18 protein-coding genes and 1 tRNA gene are annotated in these 16,889 nt (G+C 65.0%); 14 read left to right on the top strand and 5 right to left on the bottom strand.

Annotation, left to right across the window (positions count from 1 at the left end; all coding sequences use genetic code 11):
* The first annotated feature begins 12 nt into the window (after positions 1-12).
* The 6 genes from ACQGNJ_RS05570 to ACQGNJ_RS05595 all read left to right on the top strand — a co-directional run bounded on the left by ACQGNJ_RS05570 (position 13) and on the right by ACQGNJ_RS05595 (position 3,519).
* The gene (locus tag ACQGNJ_RS05570) at positions 13-1,014 is read left to right on the top strand and encodes a biotin--[acetyl-CoA-carboxylase] ligase (RefSeq protein ID WP_426688247.1); all 1,002 of its coding nucleotides are present in this window, start codon (positions 13-15) and stop codon (positions 1,012-1,014) included.
* Positions 1,011-1,751 carry a type III pantothenate kinase gene (locus tag ACQGNJ_RS05575; protein WP_426688248.1) on the top strand — a complete coding sequence of 247 codons (741 nt, stop codon included), beginning with the start codon at positions 1,011-1,013 and terminating at the stop codon, positions 1,749-1,751. The genes ACQGNJ_RS05570 and ACQGNJ_RS05575 overlap by 4 nt, the downstream gene beginning before the upstream one ends.
* A gap of 45 nt (positions 1,752-1,796) precedes the next feature.
* The gene (locus ACQGNJ_RS05580; protein ID WP_426688249.1) at positions 1,797-2,462 is read left to right on the top strand and encodes an SPOR domain-containing protein; all 666 of its coding nucleotides are present in this window, start codon (positions 1,797-1,799) and stop codon (positions 2,460-2,462) included.
* Positions 2,463-2,501: 39 nt separating this feature from the next.
* A tRNA-Thr gene (locus ACQGNJ_RS05585) sits at positions 2,502-2,577 on the top strand.
* A gap of 254 nt (positions 2,578-2,831) precedes the next feature.
* Positions 2,832-3,083, top strand: a complete 252-nt coding sequence (locus ACQGNJ_RS05590; RefSeq protein WP_426688250.1) for a hypothetical protein — start codon at positions 2,832-2,834, stop codon at positions 3,081-3,083.
* A gap of 196 nt (positions 3,084-3,279) precedes the next feature.
* Positions 3,280-3,519 (top strand): hypothetical protein, encoded by a 240-nt coding sequence (locus ACQGNJ_RS05595; protein ID WP_426688251.1) that lies wholly within the window; start codon positions 3,280-3,282, stop codon positions 3,517-3,519.
* Positions 3,520-4,071: 552 nt separating this feature from the next.
* Here ACQGNJ_RS05595 and ACQGNJ_RS05600 read toward each other — a convergent pair.
* Positions 4,072-4,251 carry a hypothetical protein gene (locus ACQGNJ_RS05600; RefSeq protein WP_426688252.1) on the bottom strand — a complete coding sequence of 60 codons (180 nt, stop codon included), beginning with the start codon at positions 4,249-4,251 and terminating at the stop codon, positions 4,072-4,074.
* On the opposite strand from ACQGNJ_RS05600, the gene ACQGNJ_RS05605 reads away from it, so the two are divergent.
* From ACQGNJ_RS05605 to ACQGNJ_RS05625, 5 genes are all read left to right on the top strand, one after another.
* Positions 4,250-4,597: a DUF3617 domain-containing protein gene (locus tag ACQGNJ_RS05605; protein WP_426688253.1), complete on the top strand. Its 348-nt coding sequence runs from the start codon at positions 4,250-4,252 to the stop codon at positions 4,595-4,597. The genes ACQGNJ_RS05600 and ACQGNJ_RS05605 overlap by 2 nt on opposite strands.
* A 306-nt stretch (positions 4,598-4,903) precedes the next feature.
* Entirely contained in the window at positions 4,904-5,818 is a 915-nt protein-coding gene (gene rocF, locus ACQGNJ_RS05610) for an arginase (protein WP_426688254.1), read from the top strand.
* A gap of 94 nt (positions 5,819-5,912) precedes the next feature.
* Positions 5,913-7,280 carry a tryptophan--tRNA ligase gene (locus ACQGNJ_RS05615; RefSeq protein WP_426688255.1) on the top strand — a complete coding sequence of 456 codons (1,368 nt, stop codon included), beginning with the start codon at positions 5,913-5,915 and terminating at the stop codon, positions 7,278-7,280.
* Positions 7,281-7,315: 35 nt separating this feature from the next.
* Entirely contained in the window at positions 7,316-7,639 is a 324-nt protein-coding gene (locus ACQGNJ_RS05620; protein ID WP_426688256.1) for a hypothetical protein, read from the top strand.
* A gap of 147 nt (positions 7,640-7,786) precedes the next feature.
* Positions 7,787-10,015, top strand: coding sequence for a DUF5916 domain-containing protein (locus ACQGNJ_RS05625; RefSeq protein ID WP_426688257.1), 2,229 nt, complete (start codon positions 7,787-7,789; stop codon positions 10,013-10,015).
* Positions 10,016-10,022: 7 nt separating this feature from the next.
* On the opposite strand, the gene ACQGNJ_RS05630 is transcribed toward ACQGNJ_RS05625, so the two are convergent.
* The gene (locus ACQGNJ_RS05630; protein ID WP_426688258.1) at positions 10,023-10,406 is read right to left on the bottom strand and encodes a VOC family protein; all 384 of its coding nucleotides are present in this window, start codon (positions 10,404-10,406) and stop codon (positions 10,023-10,025) included.
* A 53-nt stretch (positions 10,407-10,459) separates the two neighbouring features.
* Here ACQGNJ_RS05630 and ACQGNJ_RS05635 point away from each other — a divergent pair, with 53 nt between their 5' ends.
* The 3 genes from ACQGNJ_RS05635 (at position 10,460) to ACQGNJ_RS05645 (ending at position 12,973) form a co-directional block, all read left to right on the top strand.
* A complete protein-coding gene (locus tag ACQGNJ_RS05635; protein WP_426688259.1) occupies positions 10,460-10,978 on the top strand; it encodes a M48 metallopeptidase family protein in 519 nt (172 codons plus the stop codon).
* A gap of 2 nt (positions 10,979-10,980) precedes the next feature.
* Positions 10,981-11,625: a DUF6348 family protein gene (locus ACQGNJ_RS05640; protein WP_426688260.1), complete on the top strand. Its 645-nt coding sequence runs from the start codon at positions 10,981-10,983 to the stop codon at positions 11,623-11,625.
* A 217-nt stretch (positions 11,626-11,842) separates the two neighbouring features.
* Entirely contained in the window at positions 11,843-12,973 is a 1,131-nt protein-coding gene (locus ACQGNJ_RS05645) for an immune inhibitor A domain-containing protein (protein WP_426688261.1), read from the top strand.
* Positions 12,974-13,111: 138 nt separating this feature from the next.
* Here ACQGNJ_RS05645 and ACQGNJ_RS05650 read toward each other — a convergent pair whose 3' ends face one another.
* The 3 genes from ACQGNJ_RS05650 to pdhA form a co-directional block, all read right to left on the bottom strand.
* Positions 13,112-14,494 carry a dihydrolipoamide acetyltransferase family protein gene (locus tag ACQGNJ_RS05650; protein WP_426688262.1) on the bottom strand — a complete coding sequence of 461 codons (1,383 nt, stop codon included), beginning with the start codon at positions 14,492-14,494 and terminating at the stop codon, positions 13,112-13,114.
* 173 nt (positions 14,495-14,667) lie between these two features.
* Positions 14,668-15,648, bottom strand: coding sequence for an alpha-ketoacid dehydrogenase subunit beta (locus ACQGNJ_RS05655; protein WP_426688263.1), 981 nt, complete (start codon positions 15,646-15,648; stop codon positions 14,668-14,670).
* Between the two features lie 3 nt (positions 15,649-15,651).
* Entirely contained in the window at positions 15,652-16,737 is a 1,086-nt protein-coding gene (pdhA, locus tag ACQGNJ_RS05660) for a pyruvate dehydrogenase (acetyl-transferring) E1 component subunit alpha (protein ID WP_426688264.1), read from the bottom strand.
* Between the last annotated feature and the right edge of the window lie 152 nt (positions 16,738-16,889).

Below are 16,889 nucleotides of genomic sequence, written 5' to 3' on the forward strand. Positions count from 1 at the left end.
CGGGTTTCACTGATGCAACCGGCGCAGCTGCTGGCCTTGCTGGCAACCGGGGAGCCGTTGTCTGGCGAAGCGCTGGCCGGGCGCTCGGCGGTGACCAGGGCGGCGATCTGGAAGCAGGTCGAGGCGCTGCGCCGTCGTGGCGTGCCGGTCGAATCGCGAGGCGTGGCCGGATACTGTCTGCCCTGGTCATTGCAGATGCTGGACGCGGCGCGGATCCGCGCTGCGCTGCCAGCGACCGTGGCTGCCGCGCTGGCTGCACTGGAAGTGCACTGGGAGATCGATTCCACCTCCAGCGAATTGCAGCGCCGCGGCGCGACGGCCAAGGATTTCAGTGTGGTGCTGGCCGAAACCCAGCAGGCCGGGCGTGGTCGCCGTGGCCGTGAATGGCTCTCCCCACCGGGCATGAACATCTATTTGTCCTGTCTCAAGCGTTTCGAGGCGGGTTTTGCCGCGCTCACCGGACTGTCGCTTGCCGTCGGCGTGATCGCCCTGCGCGCGCTGGAAAAACTCGGTATCGACGGCGCGGGCCTGAAGTGGCCGAACGATCTGCTGGCAGCTGGCGGCGAGCGGGGCGAAGCGCGGCCCGCTGGCAAGCTGGGCGGCATCCTGGTCGAGCTGAGTGGTGAGTACCAGGGGCCTTGTGCGGCGATCATCGGGATCGGCCTCAATCTGCGACTGACCCCGGCACTGCGTCGGCAGGCCGGTCAGCCCGTGGCCGATCTGGCCGAGCTGGCGGGCGGAACACCGCCGGATCGCAACCTGATGGCAGCGACGCTGATTGCGGCGCTGGTCGAGGGGCTGCGGGAATTCGAGCGTGACGGCTTTGCCGCTTTCAGCGCGGACTATGCGCGACACGATCTGTTGCGCGGCCAGCCATTGCAACTCAGTGGCGCGCTGGAGACGTTCAGCGGCGTGGGTGCCGGCGTCGACAGCCGTGGGGCGCTGCAAGTGCGCCTCGAAGACGGCAGTACGCGCCGTGTCGACAGCGCCGACGTCACGGTGCGCCGCGCATGAGGTTGCTGCTGGATCTGGGCAATACCCGCGTGAAATGGGCATGGCAGGCGCGGTCGGCGGACTGGTTGGCAGCGGGCGCGGTGGATTGGCGTGAGGATGTTGGCCGGGCGCTGGAAGCGGCATGGGCCGACATGCCCGGACCGATCCGGGTGATCGGAGCATCGGTCGTCGATGCTTCCCGCGAAGAGCAGGTGGCTGCGCTGGTCAGGCGCCTGTCGGGCCTTGCCATACGCTGGTTGCGCACACCGGCGCAGGCCTGCGGCGTGCGCAATGCGTATGCCGAACCGCAACGACTCGGGGTGGATCGTTTCCTGGTGATGGTGGCGGCGCATGCCGCTGGCTTCGCGCCGTGCGTGCTGGCCGGGGTCGGCACCGCCTTGACGCTGGATGCACTCGCTGCCGATGGGCAGCATCTGGGTGGTCTGATCGCGCCGGGTCCGCAACTGATGCAGCAGTCGCTGCTTGACGCGACGGCGCGGGTCAGGCCGGAGCATCCTGGGGCGATCGTGGAGCTGGCCGACAACACGGCCGATGCGGTGGCCTCCGGCTGCTGGCAGGCTGCTGCCGCGCTGGTGGAACGTTTCGCTTCGCGCACGGCCAGTCGACTTGGTACCGTACCCGAACTCATCCTGGGCGGCGGCGATGCACCGGCCCTGCTGCCGTTGCTGTCGCTGCCAGCCCGACTCAGCCAGGATGCCGTACTGCGCGGCCTGGCGATCTGGGCAGATACGCAATGATGGAGCCTGGGGATTCTCGCGAAGGTGGCTGGTGATGGAGGCTGGATGTTCCTGCGTCTGCTGTTCGTACTGCTGACCGCACTCAACATCGCGGTAGGCGCGTGGTTGCTGCTGGGGCAACCGTATGCCCGTGGCGGGCTGCCGACCGAGCCCGGCGTGACCGAGTTGCGCCTGTTGTCGGAAATGCCGGTTACCACGTCAGAGGCGCCCCCGCCGACAGTTCCCTCCGCTGCCACGCCGGCGCCTCGCAATCTCAGTTACAGCTGCGTGGCGCTGGGCCCGTTCGCGACCCCGCAGGATTTGCGCAATGCGCGCCAGGCGCTGGCCGGGCAGGCCACGCGTATGCGCTCGCGCCAGGAGCAGGCCAGCCAGACCAGTGGCTGGTGGGTCTATCTGCCGGCTGCCGGCAGTCGCGCCCAGGCATTGGAGGTGGCGCGACGGCTGTCCGCGCGGAACATCAACGACTATTTCGTGGTCAGCTCGGGCGATCAGCTCAATACCGTCTCGTTGGGCCTGTTCAAGGACCCGGCGAACGCACGCAAGCGCCGCGATGAAGTCGCGGCAGCCGGCTTTTCCCCGCGCATGACCGAGCGCAGCGAAAGCGCGCCGGAATACTGGCTGGACCTGGTGGTCGCCGACGGTGGCACCTTCGACTGGCGCAGCCGGGTCACCGCCAGTGGCGTCGCCTCGCACAGCACAGGCTGTTTCTGAGCGCGCGGTTCGGTGCGGCCTGCTAGAATTCCCCGCCTTGCCGGCATAGCTCAGTTGGTAGAGCAACTGATTTGTAATCAGTAGGTCGCGGGTTCGACTCCTGCTGCCGGCACCATCGACACCCAAGACTCAGGGCCGCCCCTTTCGGGGGCGGCCCTGAGCGTTTCGGCGATCTTGCGCGAACACCGTCCTCTGGCCGCGTTCGTCAGCTGCGGACAGTCGACGAATTGGCTCGCGCGGGCCTGTCGCGATGGCAAGCGGAGAAATTCCCTTGCTGAATCGTTCACAGCGGGCTGACACGATCATCGCGAATCCTCCACAAGGGGCTGTCCACGCTGCCGACTCCCCGGAAGTACGTGAGGACAAATCATGGGAAAGCTCTATGTGGTGCAGGCGTACCACGAGGTGAGTGGCCGGATGATTGCCGACAAACCGATTCTCCATGGCCTGGAGCAATTGGCGATGACGCGTGGCGAGCAGTTGGCTTCCGAGCGCGAAGGCGTGCTGGTCTATGCACAATGTGCCGACGCCGACAAGGATGAGTATTCCCAGCCGGTGATTCTTGCCAGCTACGGTCGTGTGCCGCATCCCGAACAGGAAAGCCTTCGCGAGATCGGTTGAATGATTGCGAAGTTGTTGGTTGCCGATCCCGACCTTGGGGTCATGGCGCGCCCATGGCGGACAACCCTCGTAGGTGCGCGCCGACATCTTCCCGTTGGCTGTCTGCGCAGACTGGATGCCTGCCGGACGTAAGTTGCATTGGCCAAGGGGGGGGGCAATGACAGCACGGGCCGGTTCCCTGAACGAGGGCGAGGCCATGCAGATTGTACTGACCATCAAGGAAGCCAGTCATGGCTTGTGGCGCATTTGCAGCGCCGAGACCGTACTCTACGACAGGCTGCGCTTCGCGCATGCCATCAGGTTGGCGCGGGGGCTGGCACGGGAAAAGTTCGCCAATTCGGGACATGCGGTGAGCGTGGAGATGGACTGCACCGGGTTCACCATCGCCCTGGTGCACTACGGTTGCGCGGCGCCGGCCCAGAAAGCTGCAGCCTGATCCCGCGTATCTTGCTCCAGGCCTACTTTCCCAGGCGATCCGCAGGCTCCCGCCCGCTGTAGTGAATTATCCAGCACATTCCATGCCACGCACGGGCTTCGGCGGGCGCCCGGTGAAATGTGCGCCAGATGCAAAACCTTGCTAGGATTTGGCCCGAGGCTGCACAGGGGCAGTTCGGGGTAATCAAATGCAAACGCTAATTGCACATTCCGCCTTCTGGCGTGGAGTGTCGCTGTTTGCAGGGATGCTGATGGGGAAATTCTTGCACGACTCCCGCCACCGAAGTTCGGTGCCGCGCGAGGGTGCCGATCTGGTGAGTTGGTGTTCGTCCGGGCGATCGCGTCGCGAAGACGAGTTGGCGCGTGATCGTCAGGCGGGCATGCGCTGAACCGGCCAGTGCCGGATGAGTTCGAGGGCTCGATGGGTTCACGGCTCGGTTGGTCTCGGGCCTGACTGGTTTCATGTGGCCAGTCGAGGCCGTGGCGGCGGCATGGGTCGTGCGCCTCCGCCAGGCTATGGGCTGTGCATGCCGGTGAAATCAGTTGCCAGTCGTCAAGGTCGGCCCGATGGCTTGCCGCCGTCGTGCCTCAATTCTTCCCAAATCAGCCGGAGCGTACCCATGTCCACCTTCTCGATGCTGCGGATGAGCGCTCTTTGCGCATTCGGGATGCTTGCCACGACGGCCGCGGCGCAGTCCGACTCCGGCAACATGATGACGATGACGATCACCATGAAGATGCAGATGGCGGGACTGGGCGACATGCCGGCTCGCACCGTGACCCAGAACGTCTGCACCTCGAAAGATCACGACATGCGTGCCATGCTGCAGCAGAAAAAGGACTGCGTGGTCAGCAACTATCGGCAGAACGGCAACGTCATCAGCTATCACGTGGTTTGCGGCGGCAACCCGCCGAGCATGACCGGTGACGCGCAGTTCGAACTGCAACCCGACGGCGACATCAACGGCAGCCTGCACGCCGACAGCAACATGCGCGGCCATGACGTGGTCATGGACATGACCTATGCCGGTCAGCGCACTGGCAGCTGTGATTACACCATGAGTCGGCAGAAGCATTGAGCCAGCGGCTTTCGGCGCAGCAGGCGACGTTGCCCGCAACCTCACGAAAGCTTCGGCAATTTGGCTTGTGGAATTCATGTTTCCTGGTTCGCCAGCAGTCTGGCGGCGACGTCCGTGCTGTCATTCCGTTAGACTTCGGCGGATCGGCAGGCCCGTTCCGCGGCGAAAACCCATCCCGCAAAGATGGCGACGATCCCTGTCGTGATGGCGGCTTCCCGCCCCGCGCACAGCCCGCCTCACCGACCTCAACGGCACGCGCCCGCGCAACGGCGCAGTCGCCCCAACGCATGCAGGAACAAGCGAACCATGGACCAGCAGACCCTTTCATTGATTGGCGTGCCCACCGATATCGGTGCCGGCCACCGCGGCGCCGCGATGGGTCCGGAAGCGTTGCGGGTGGCCAATCTGGCCAGCCGACTGGAGCGCCGCGGACTGAAGGTGATCGATCGCGGCAATCTGCAGGGTCCACTCAATCCCTGGCTGCCGCCCGAGCAGGGCTATCGTCATCTTGACGAAGTGGTGGCCTGGAATACGGCCGTCCATACGGCTGTTCACCAGGAACTCCAGGCGGGCCGCGTGCCGATCATGCTGGGTGGCGATCACTGCCTGGCGATCGGTTCCATTTCGGCGGTGGCACGTCATTGCCATGACGAGGGCAAGCAGCTGCGCGTGCTGTGGCTGGACGCGCACACCGACTTCAATACCTCCGATGCCACGCCCACTGGCAATATTCATGGCATGCCGGTGGCCTGCCTGTGCGGCACCGGGCCGGCCGAACTGACCGGCCTGGGCGGAATGACGCCAGCGACCACGCCGGATGTGTACCGCTACATCGGCATCCGCTCGGTCGACGAGGGCGAGAAGCGGCTCGTGCGCGGCGCCGACATGCGTGTCTACGACATGCGGCACATCGACGAAGTCGGCATGAAGCGGGTGATGGAAGAGGCGCTGGCCGACATGGACGAGAACACCCACCTGCACGTGAGCTTCGACGTCGACTTCCTCGACCCGAGCATCGCCCCGGGTGTCGGCACCACCGTGCGCGGCGGCCCGAACTATCGCGAGGCGCAGCTGTGCATGGAAATGATCGCCGATACCGGACGGCTGGCGTCGCTGGACATCGTCGAGCTCAATCCCGCATTCGACAAGCGCAATGCCACCGCCAAGCTGGCCGTGGATCTGGTCGAGTCGCTGTTCGGGAAGTCCACGCTGATCCGCTGAGCATCGTCGGTTGGGTGTGATGGGCGCACCGCTTCGACTGGTCGAGCGGAGTTGCCGGATGTCGTAAACTGCCGTTTTAACTGCGCGGCACAGCATGAACACCCGAGTCCTTACCGGCATCACCACCACCGGCACGCCGCATCTGGGCAATTACGTGGGCGCGATCCGCCCGGCCGTGGCGGCCAGCCGGCGCGATGACGTGGACGCGTTCTACTTCATGGCCGACTACCACGCCTTGATCAAGAGCGACGATGCGGCGCGGATCGAGCGTTCGCGTCTGGAGATCGCCGCGACCTGGCTGGCGGCCGGACTCGACCCCGCGCGGGTGACGTTCTATCGCCAGTCGGACATTCCGGAGATTCCGGAGCTGACCTGGTTCCTCACCTGCATCGCCTCCAAAGGCATGCTCAATCGCGCGCATGCGTACAAGGCGGCAGTCGACAAGAACGTCGCCGGCGGCGAAGACGTCGATGCCGGCATCACCGCTGGCCTGTACATGTACCCGGTGCTGATGGCCGCCGATATCCTGGCGTTCGATGCGAACCAGGTGCCGGTCGGGCGCGACCAGATCCAGCACATCGAGATGGCGCGCGACCTTGGCCAGCGTTTCAATCATCTGCACGGGCATGAATTCTTCGTGCTGCCCGAGGCGCTGATCGAGGAGCAGGTGGCCACCTTGCCGGGCCTGGATGGCCGCAAGATGTCGAAGAGCTACGACAACACCATTCCCTTGTTCGCCGGTGGCAAGAAGCAGTTGCGCGAGACGATCATGCGCATCGTCACCGACTCGCGCCTGCCCGGCGAGCCGAAGGACCCGGATGATTGCGCGCTGTTCACCCTCTTTCGCGCGTTCGCCACGGACGCGGAGACGGCGGCGTTCCGCCAGGCTCTGCTCGATGGCATCGGCTGGGGCGACGCCAAGCAGGTGCTGTACGAGCGTATCGAAACCGATGTGGCACCGATGCGCGAACGTTACGAGGCGCTGATGGCTGACCCGGCGGCGATCGAGACGATCCTGCAGCAGGGCGCGCAGAAGGCGCGTGCGATCGCCACACCCAAGCTGGTATCGCTGCGCCAGGTGCTGGGTTTGCGTGCAATGACCACCGCGGCCCCGGCCGCTGCCGGCCCCTCGAAGGCAGCGGCGAAGCAGGGCAAGCTGCCACGCTTTGCCAGCTTCCGCGACGCCGATGGCCAGTTCCGTTTTCGCCTGTTCTCTGCGGAAGGCGAGGAGTTGCTGCTGTCGAAAGCGTTTGCCGACCCGAAGCCCGCTGGCGCATTGCAGAAACAGCTCAGGTCGCTGGGCGCCGCTGCGGCAATGCTGCAGATCCAGTCGCTGGGCATGAGCCTGGAGCTGGATGGCGAGGCGGTGGCGCGCACGCCCGACTACGGCGACGAGCAGGCCCGCGACGAAGCACTGAAGCGATTGCGCGAAGCGCTGGATCAGCTTGCCGCGCAGGACTGAGCCGGCGCGCCCCTGGCCGAAAGAGTGATTGAACGATGCGTTATCTTGCCATCCTGCTATTGACCCCGTGGCTGCTTGTGCTGTGCTGGGGTTATTGGGCCTATCCGAAAAGTCTGCCCCGCGTCGTTGCGCGACGCATCTTCGATGTCGCCGCCATGCTGCTGGCAATGATTGCCGCCGCGCAGTGCGCGGTGATCGGCTTCGACCGGGTCGAGCTACCCTCCGTCGACGGTTTTGGCCGGGCCAGCGGGGCGATCTGGCAGCAGGTGTTGCCCGCGCTGTACGGCTATGCCGCCTTCACTGTCGTGCTGCTGCTGGCGATGTTGTTGCGGCATGCGCTGTGGGGACGCCGGCGCTGATTCGGCGGACGACCTGCCATAAGTCATGGTGTGACCAATGGCCGTCGACTCATTCAAACGCTGACGGCAAGCTGCGCATCTATCCCCGGTGACAAGTGCATCGTCACCCAGGCGCGATTCTGCGCTGTCTCCCATGGAAGTTCCGACATGCGCATGGCATGCCTGTTGTTGTTCAGCCTGGCCGCGGTTTCCGCACCGGCGTTGGCCGTCGATATCGATGGTCACATTCAGCCGGGTGAATGGAAAGGGGCGCGGCACGTCACCGATTTCCGGCAGACCCAGCCGCTCAGCGGCAAACCCGGATCGCTGCATACCGAGGCCTGGATCCTGGCCACGCCGAAGGGTCTGGCGGTGGCATTCCGTTGCGACCAGCCGGCGGGCGTGCCGCGTACGCACCAGCGTGTGCAGCGTGACTTCGAAGACCAGGTCGACCGGGTCAACGTGATGGTCGACTTCAATGGCGACGGACGCACAGGCTACGACTTCGTGGTCAGCTCCACCGACGGCATCAACGATGCGGTGATCACCAACGAAATCGCCTTCAACAAGGACTGGGACGGCAGCTGGAAGCACGCGGTGAGCGAGGATGCCGCGGGCTGGAGCGTCGAGATCCTGATTCCCTGGTATACCGCGCCGATGCAGGCGGCGCAGGACGGCAAGCGCACGCTTGGTGTCTATCTCGATCGCGTGACCGGTTCGACCGGCGAACGCGATGCGTGGCCGGTGGCCAGCTTCACCTTGCCGCGCTTCCTGTCGAACTTCAACCGCATCGAGGTGCCGCAGTACAGCCAGTCGCTGTTCGCGATCACGCCGTATGTGTCCGGGCTGTACGATAACGTGCGCGATCGCAGTCATTTCCAGCAAGGCGCCGACCTGTTGTGGAAGCCGAACGGCCAGTTCCAGCTGACCGCCGCGCTGCATCCCGATTTCGGCCAGGTCGAGAGCGACGACCTGGTGGTCAATTTCGGCGCCACCGAAACCTATGTCAGCGACAAGCGGCCGTTCTTCACCGAGAACCAGGGCATCTTCGATTTCAGCCTGCTCGACGACAACAGCCAGCTGGTCTATACCCGCCGCGTGGGTGGTCCCTCCGATGATGGCCACGGCGCTGCGGATATCAACGCGGCGGTCAAGCTCAATGGCAGCTTTGGCAGCACCAGCTATGGCGTGCTGGCCGCGGACGAGAATGGCGAGGCGGGTCGCTTCTTCGGCGCCGCGCGGCTGACCCACGATTTCGGCGACCAGAGCCTGGGCATGCTGCTGACCCGCGTCGATAGGCCGTGGCTGGATCGCGAAGCGACCGTGCTCGGGGTCGATCATCACTGGCAGCCGACGCCGCAACTGACGATTGCCACCAACGTGGTCGGCAGCGACATCCTGCAGTCGGGCACGCGCACGCGCGACAGCGGTGGCACTATCCTCGCCGACTACGTCATGAGCGACGGCTGGCGCCAGCAGTGGCTGGGCATGCATTTCGGCGACCAGCTGCAGATCAACGATTTCGGTTATCTCGACCGCAACAACTTCAACTACGGCCACTGGGAAGTGCGCAAGCGCTATAGCGCCTTGCCTGCCGACTCGGCGTACAGCTCGAAAGAGTGGCGCTTCCGCATCGATGCGCTGGACAACGACCACGGCCTGCGCCTGCGCCGCCAGTTGCGCATCAGCCGCAACAGCAATCTGCGCAATGGCGCCACCGAGACGGTGCAGCTCAACGTCAACAGCGCGGGCTGGGACGACCTGCTCACCCGCGGCAATGGCGCGCTGTTCCTGCCACCGACCTTCGACCTGGCCTACGAACGGATCAGTCCGCGCCACGGCGACTGGGCGTTCAAACTGGATGCGGAGGTGGTCAGTGGCGGTCTTGGCGGCAACCGCCAGCTTGGCTACGACATCAAGTTCATCCCCACCTATTTCATCAGCGATGCATTCAGCGTCTACGCCGGTCCGTACTACGAGCACCTGCCGGACTGGCTGGTATGGCAGCACGACAACCTGATCGGCCGCTACGACGAGCACACCCTGCAACTGGATGCCGGCTTCGACTGGGCCATCGACAGCCGCCAGGAGCTGCGCGTGAAACTGCAGGCGATCGGGCTGGACGCCAGCGTGCGTGGTGGCTATCGCGTCGGCGCCAACGGGCGCGTCGTCGCCAGCAACGAGCCAGTCGACGACTTCAGCCTGCGCAACCTCGGCCTGCAGATCCGCTACCGCTATGAGCTGGCCCCGCTGTCCTATCTGTATGTGGTCTACGGTCGTGGCGGCTACGCGCTCGATGGCTATGCGCGCCATGCCGCCGATGCATTCGGCAACAGCTTTTCGCTGCGCGACGACGAGCAGCTGCTGGTGAAGCTGAGCTACCGTTTCGACATCTAGCGTTCGATCAGTCCCACCTGTTGAGGTGCGGGCCGAAGCTCTCGCGCTGTGGTCGCACCACGCAGAAGCGGTGACCGCTGGGTGCCTCCATCACCCACCAGCGCTCATGGGCAAAGGCGATGCGACGTGCGCCGAGCCGTTCCAGCCGCGCCACTTCCGCGTCGAGGTCGTCGGTCTCGATGTCCAGGTGCACGCGGCTGGCGTGGTCCACCTTCTGCAGCAGGATGATCGGCTCACCCGCTGCCGTCTGCAGCTCTGCATACTTGTCGTCGCCGTCCTGGTCGATGCTGGCAATCGGCTTGCCCAGCGCTGCGCTCCAGAAGCGCGCCACCGGCGCGAGATCGTCGACTTGGCAGTCGATGACGAGGGTGCTCAGTCGGCTGTGATGCATGGGGCGTCTCCGCAGGCTGCGCGCGCGAACCGGCGCAGTGCGAGAATACGCGGATGCTTCCACTCAAGTATCTCCAGGCCTATCCGGTTGCCTTGCAGGACAAGGTGCGCGACCTGATCGCGCAGGAGCGCCTGGGCGAGCACCTGGCGAAGCGTTATCCCGATCGCCACGAGGTGCAGAGCGACAAGGCGCTGTACGCGTACGTGGCCGCGCTGAAGCAGCAGCACCTGAAGAACGCGCCGGGCATCGACAAGGTGCTGTATGACAGCAAGCTCGACGTGTTGCGCAACTCGCTGGGCCTGCACACGGCGATATCGCGGGTGCAGGGCGGCAAGCTGAAGGCGAAGAAGGAAATCCGGGTGGCCAGCCTGTTCAAGGCCGCCGCGCCGGAATTCCTGCAGATGATCGTGGTGCACGAACTGGCGCACCTCAAAGAGATGGACCACAACAAGGCGTTCTATCAGTTGTGCACGTACATGCTGCCGGATTACCACCAGTGGGAGTTCGACCTGCGCGTGTACCTGACCTGGCGCGAACTGCCTTCGACGAAAACAGACGAGTTGCAGGAATGATGATGGACAGTGTGACCTTGCAAAAATACCTGCTGCGCCTGTTCCAGCGGCACGATGTTGAACTCGAGGCCGACGAAGACGGCTGGCTGGTCACCGATGGCGACTTCCCTGCGATCCGCGCCGAGTGGCACGAAGGCGCGGCGGGCGAGCCGGGACGGCTCGATGTCGACGTGGTGCTGGGCGAGGATCGGCGCATCGAGGAAAGCTTCGCTGGCCTTGGCGGTGGCGAAGCCGGCTATCGCGATGCACTCAAGACCTTCGAGCAGAACGTGTTCCACTTGCTGCTGGCCGCCTGCTGGTACGTCACCGACGATCGCCGCATGCAGATCACGGCGTGGGAGATCGGCGTGCGTACCTGGGACGTGTTCATCGGGCCGTTCAACGTGCGCGGTGCGGAGGTCGCCGGCATGCCGGCCGACGCAGTGTTGGCGATCGAGGCCGCCCTGAAGCGCGAAGCGCTGAGCCCCGAACTGCACTGGCTGCGGCTGGTGCACAGCCACGCCGAAGACGGCGACTCGCGCTGCGAGGCATTGCTCGACAACGAACTGTGGACGGCCGGAACGCTGGCGCTGAACGAAGTGGCCTGGCCCCGCGGCGGCGACTACAGCGCCCGCTGCTTCATGCTGCTGGACGTGCGCGATTACTGAGCGCGAACGGCCGCGCTGGAAGGTCGGCATCGGGTACTGGGCGGATGCGGTGGCGAGGCAAAGGCGGCACGTCGAGGGGCGGCGGAAACACGGCTTGCCCGTGTGGTCAATGGCGAAGCGATTTCTTCATCATGTCGGCGGGAGCGGCGCGGATATTCCGCAATAATTGCCGACAGGAAGCGTTCCGTGCTGGATAGCCAAGGGGAGGATGTGTGTCATGGCTGATCTCAAGTCGTTTGTTCCGATGACAGGGCGTGGCGCCTTTGACGTCACCTATGTGGATGGAACGGGTTTCATGACCATCACGGTCAAGGTCTTTCCGAACTACGAAAATCGTCCCGTCGAGGGTGTGTCCTGGAACCGACAGGACATCATGAGGTTTGAAGCGGGGGCCAAGGCGGCGGTCAGGGAGCACTGGGATGGAAAGTATTTTCTTGTCAATCGCAAGAAGAATCCCACGCCGCGTGTCTCGGTGCTGTTCAATGTGCATTTCGTGACGACCAGGAGCGAGGCGACCGTCCTGATGAACGTTCCGCGCTATTCGTCGGCTTACGGTCCGGGAGGGCTTGCGCGCTGTGATTCCTATGTGGGCCTGAGCCAGATCGACACCGGCAATATTGCCGCGCAATCAAGCGCCATGGTCCACAGTGAATCGACGGGCCTGATCAACGTCAAATTGACCGAGGCCGGCAACGTGTCGCGCGATGAGCGCTGCCGGATCAGCGCGCTGTTCCTGCCGCTGGGCTTGAATGCCATCGCGCTGGATCCGTATGGCACCCTGACTCCGCAACTGAAGGTTGCTCTGGCCAACCTGGGTTTGCGTATCAAGACCGGGCCGCCCTCGCGTCCACTGGTCCCGCTGATCGTGAAGGCACGTTACAACACCGCCAATGGCGCGTCGGCTGGAAAGGTGATCAAGCAGATGCGCGCCGTGCGCGATCAGTTGATCGCATTTGGCGTGCGCAACCCGGTCAGCATCGATCCATCGCTGGTCAATGATCTGGGCTTGCCCAACGCGGGGTTCATCGAACTGGAGTGCGACCTCACGTTCGAAACCAGCTTCAATGACGACATGTGGATGAATATTTTCGCCCACGAATATGGTCATATGCTGGGCTTGCCGGACGAATATGACGCGCCGCCGGCCCCCACGGACCACTCCTCCAAGGCCATCGCCATCCATCGGTTTTGCGCGATGTGCGATGTGCACAAGGCAGCAAAACCGCCCATGGGCATGATGACCACCAGCATCATGTGCAAGGGGCGCGACATCCTGCCCTGCCACATGCTGCCCGCGCTCGAGGCCATCATTCGCATTACCAACGAGGAGGGCTGGACGGTGGGTTGACGCGAGTCGGCCCAGGGGTCCGGGTACGTGCCCATCGCTTCCGTCGCCGGGCCTGAGCCAGGCGCACAGTGCCCGCCCTGGGCATGAACCATCAGGGCGCCCGAGGGCGCCCTGATGGTTTGCCGATGGGTCGCCTGCTCAGTTCGGCAGGGACAGGTCGTCCAGCATCGCCTTGAGGAAGCGCGCCGCCTCGCCGCCGGTGGCAGCGCGGTGGTCGAAGGTCAGGCTGATCGGCATGCGGCGATGCACTTCGATGCCGCCCATCACCGCGACCACATCATGGCCGAGCTTGCCGGCGCCAACGATGGCGACGGTCGGCGGCACCACCACCGGCGTGGCGTAACGGCCGGCGAACATGCCGAAGTTGGAGAGGCTGATGGTGTGGCCGGACAGTTCCGACGCCGGAATCGTGCGGTCTTCCACCTGCGTGCGCAGGCGCTTGATCGCGGCGCGGATGCCGGCGGCATCGAGCACGTCGGCGTTGCGCAGTGCCGGCACGAACAGGCCGTCGTCGGTGTCCACCGCGATGCCGATGTCCACCTGCGGGTGCAGGGTACGGGTCAGGTTCTTGCCGTCGAACCAGGCGTTCAGTGCGGGCACCGTCTTGCACGCGAACACGATCGCGCGGATCAGCCGGGCGGTGATGTCCTGCTTGCCGATCCAGGCGTGCAGGTCGGCGTCGTCGACCAGGGTGGTGGGCACTACCTGGGCGTGCGCGTCGGCCATCACGCGGGCCATGTTGCGACGCACGCCCTTCAACTGCTCCGGCTGGCCGCTGGCGGTCTGCGACGGCGACGCGGTGCGCACCGGCTTGCCGGCGAGCGACACGGGGCTGCGGCTCGGCTCGGGTTGCGGCAGTTCGGGTGCAAGGTGACGGCCGGCGGAAGCCGGCACGCTACGCGCCGGGGCAGCGTCGAGCGCCGCCGAACCGTTCGCGGCGGCGTCCTTGACGTCCTTCATCGTCACCACACCGTCGGCGCCGCTCGGACGCACGCGGCTCAGGTCAACCTTGAGCTTCCTCGCCAGCGCACGCACGGCCGGCACGGCTTTCACGCCGCCGATGCTGGCGGCCTGTTCGACGTGCACGTGGCTGCCGCTGACCATCGCGCCGACCACGGTGCCTTCATCTTCGCGGTCCTTGCCGCCGGTTTCGACTTCGCCACCTTCGTCGGAAACGACGACCTTGCTGCTGTCATCCGCGGCCGGGCTGCCGACACTTTTCTTCGGGCCATGCTGGTGGCCGGTGTCCTGCGACTCGGCACGCTGCTTCGCGTTCGGATCGGGTTCGAACTCGGCCAGCGCGGCGCCGGTCTCGATGATGTCGCCAGGCGCGCCATGCAGCCTGGTGACCTTGCCGGTGTACGGCGAAGGCACGTCGACCACCGCCTTGGCGGTTTCCATGGCGCACAGCGGGGCGTCGAGCTTGATGGTGTCGCCCACCTTCACGTGCCACTCGACCACGGTCGCGTCGGGCAGGCCTTCGCCGAGGTCGGGGAGGTAGAACGTCTTGATATCAGCCATGAGCGGATTTCCAGAATGTGTGTTGGTTTGGCCCCCTCCCCTGCAAGCAGGGGAGGGTCGGGGTGGGGTGCTCTTTGCCGCGGGACCTTGGATCAAGAGCTTTACCCCCTCACCTAAAGGACTCCCTTTGGTCGCCAGCCTCCCCCTGCAAGCAGGGGGAGGAGCAAAGAGTGTCAGCTTGCCGCGAGGGTACGCTTGGCCGCGTCGACGACGCGTTCCACGCTCGGCAGGTATTTCATTTCCAGGCGGAACAGCGGGATGTGCGTGTCGAAACCGGTGACGCGCTCGACCGGGGCGAGCAGGTCGTACATGCATTCCTCGGCCAGCCGCGCGGCGATTTCCGCACCGAAGCCGGCGGTTTTCGGGGCCTCGTGCACGATCACGCAGCGGCCGGTCTTCTGCACCGACTCGGCGATGGTGTCGAAGTCCAGCGGAGTCAGCGTGGCCACATCGATCACTTCGGCGCTGATGCCTTGCTCCGCCAGTTCATCGGCCGCTTCCAGCGCTTCCTTCACCTGCGCGCCCCAGCTCACCAGGGTCACGTCGGTGCCGTCGCGCAGCACGAAGCACACGTCCAGCGGCAGCGCCTCGCCGTCGTCCGGCACCTCTTCCTTGTACTGGCGATAGATGCGCTTGGGCTCGAAGAACATCACCGGATCCGGATCGCGGATCGCCGCCAGCAGCAGGCCATAGGCGCGTGCCGGCGAGGATGGCATCACCACGCGCAAGCCGGGGATGTTGGTGAACAGGTGCTCGTTCGCTTCGGAGTGATGTTCCGGTGCGCGGATACCGCCGCCCCACGGTGCGCGGAACACCGCCGGCACGGTCAGGCGGCCGCGGGTGCGGTTGCGCATGCGCGCGGCGTGGCAGGCGATCTGCTCCATCATCGGGTAGATGAAGCCTTCGAACTGCGCCTCGGCGATCGGCTTCATGCCGGCCACGGCCAGGCCGACGGTGACGCCGGCAATCGTGGTTTCGTCCAGCGGCGTGTCGAGCACGCGCAGTTCGCCGAATTTCTCCTGCAGGCCCTGGGTGGCGCGGAACACGCCGCCGTTGACGCCGACGTCTTCACCCAGCACCACGACGGAATCGTCGTGGGCCATTTCATAGGCAAGCGCCTGGGTGACCGCTTCGATGAGAGTGATTTGTGCCATGACTCAGTGGCCCTTCTGTTCAAGCGAAAGAACGTAATCGCGCTGTTTGGCGAGATCGGCGGGAACCTCGGCGAAGATGTAGTCGAACATTGCCGTGACCGGTTGGGTCTTGGTTTCGAGGTAGGCGTTCACCTCGTTGTCCATCCAGTCGTCGCACTCGAGCTTCCAGGCTTCTTCCCTGGCGTCGTCCCACACGCCCTTGGCCACCAGCCAGTTGCGCAGGCGGATCATCGGTTCCTTCGCCCAGCCGTCCTTCACTTCCTGTTCGCCGCGGTAGCGGCGCGCGTCGTCGGCGGTGGTGTGATCGCCCAGGCGATAGGTGACCAGTTCCAGCACGCTGCCGCCCTGGCCGCTGCGGGCGCGTTCCAGCGCGTCTTCCATCGCCTTGCGCACGGCGATGATGTCGTTGCCATCGACCTGGATGCAGAACAGGCCGGCGGCGATGCCCTTCTGCGCCAGCGTCGGCGCGCCGGACTGGATCTTGCGCGGCACCGAGATCGCCCACTGGTTGTTGACGATCACCGCCACCAGCGGCAGGTTCTGCGCACCGGCAATATTGATGGCGCCGTAGAAGTCGCCCTTGGACGAACCGCCGTCGCCGATCGTGCACACCGCCACGCGCTTCTCGCCGCGGATCTTGAACGCCAGCGCGGTACCCGCGGCATGCAGGCACTGCGTGGCGATCGGCACCGACCAGGCGAAGTCGTGCCGTGCCGGCTCCTGCTGGTAGTCGTTGCCGCGCTCGTCGCCGCCCCAGTACATGTAGACCTCGCGCGGCTGCACGCCGCGATACAGCTGTGCGCCGTATTCGCGGTAGCTCGGTGCGTAGACGTCTTCGGGAAGCATCGCGCTGCCGATGCCCACGTGCGCGGCTTCGTGGCCGAGGCAGCTGGCATAGGTGCCCAGCTTGCCGGTGCGCTGCAGCGCGATCGACTTGGCGTCGAACACGCGGGTGGAAAGCATCAGCTTGTACAGCTTGACCATGTGCTCGAGATCGTTGGCGAACTCGGGCAGGTCGTCACGGACCTGCTTGCCCTCGGCGTCGAGGTATTGCAGGTATTCGATTTCAAACTTGGCGGCGATGGTCACGACTCGCTCCGGGCTGAGGTAAAGAGGGGGGAAACCTGGCAGATCGCGAATCCGCGGCAGAGCGGCGGACGCACAAACGACCGAACAAGACCGCGCTTGATAACAGGCTGGCATGTTGCGCTGCAAGGTACAGCGCAGCATTCGAGGGCGTA

This window comes from Rhodanobacter ginsengiterrae (assembly GCF_050026815.1).
Lineage (GTDB): Bacteria > Pseudomonadota > Gammaproteobacteria > Xanthomonadales > Rhodanobacteraceae > Rhodanobacter > Rhodanobacter ginsengiterrae.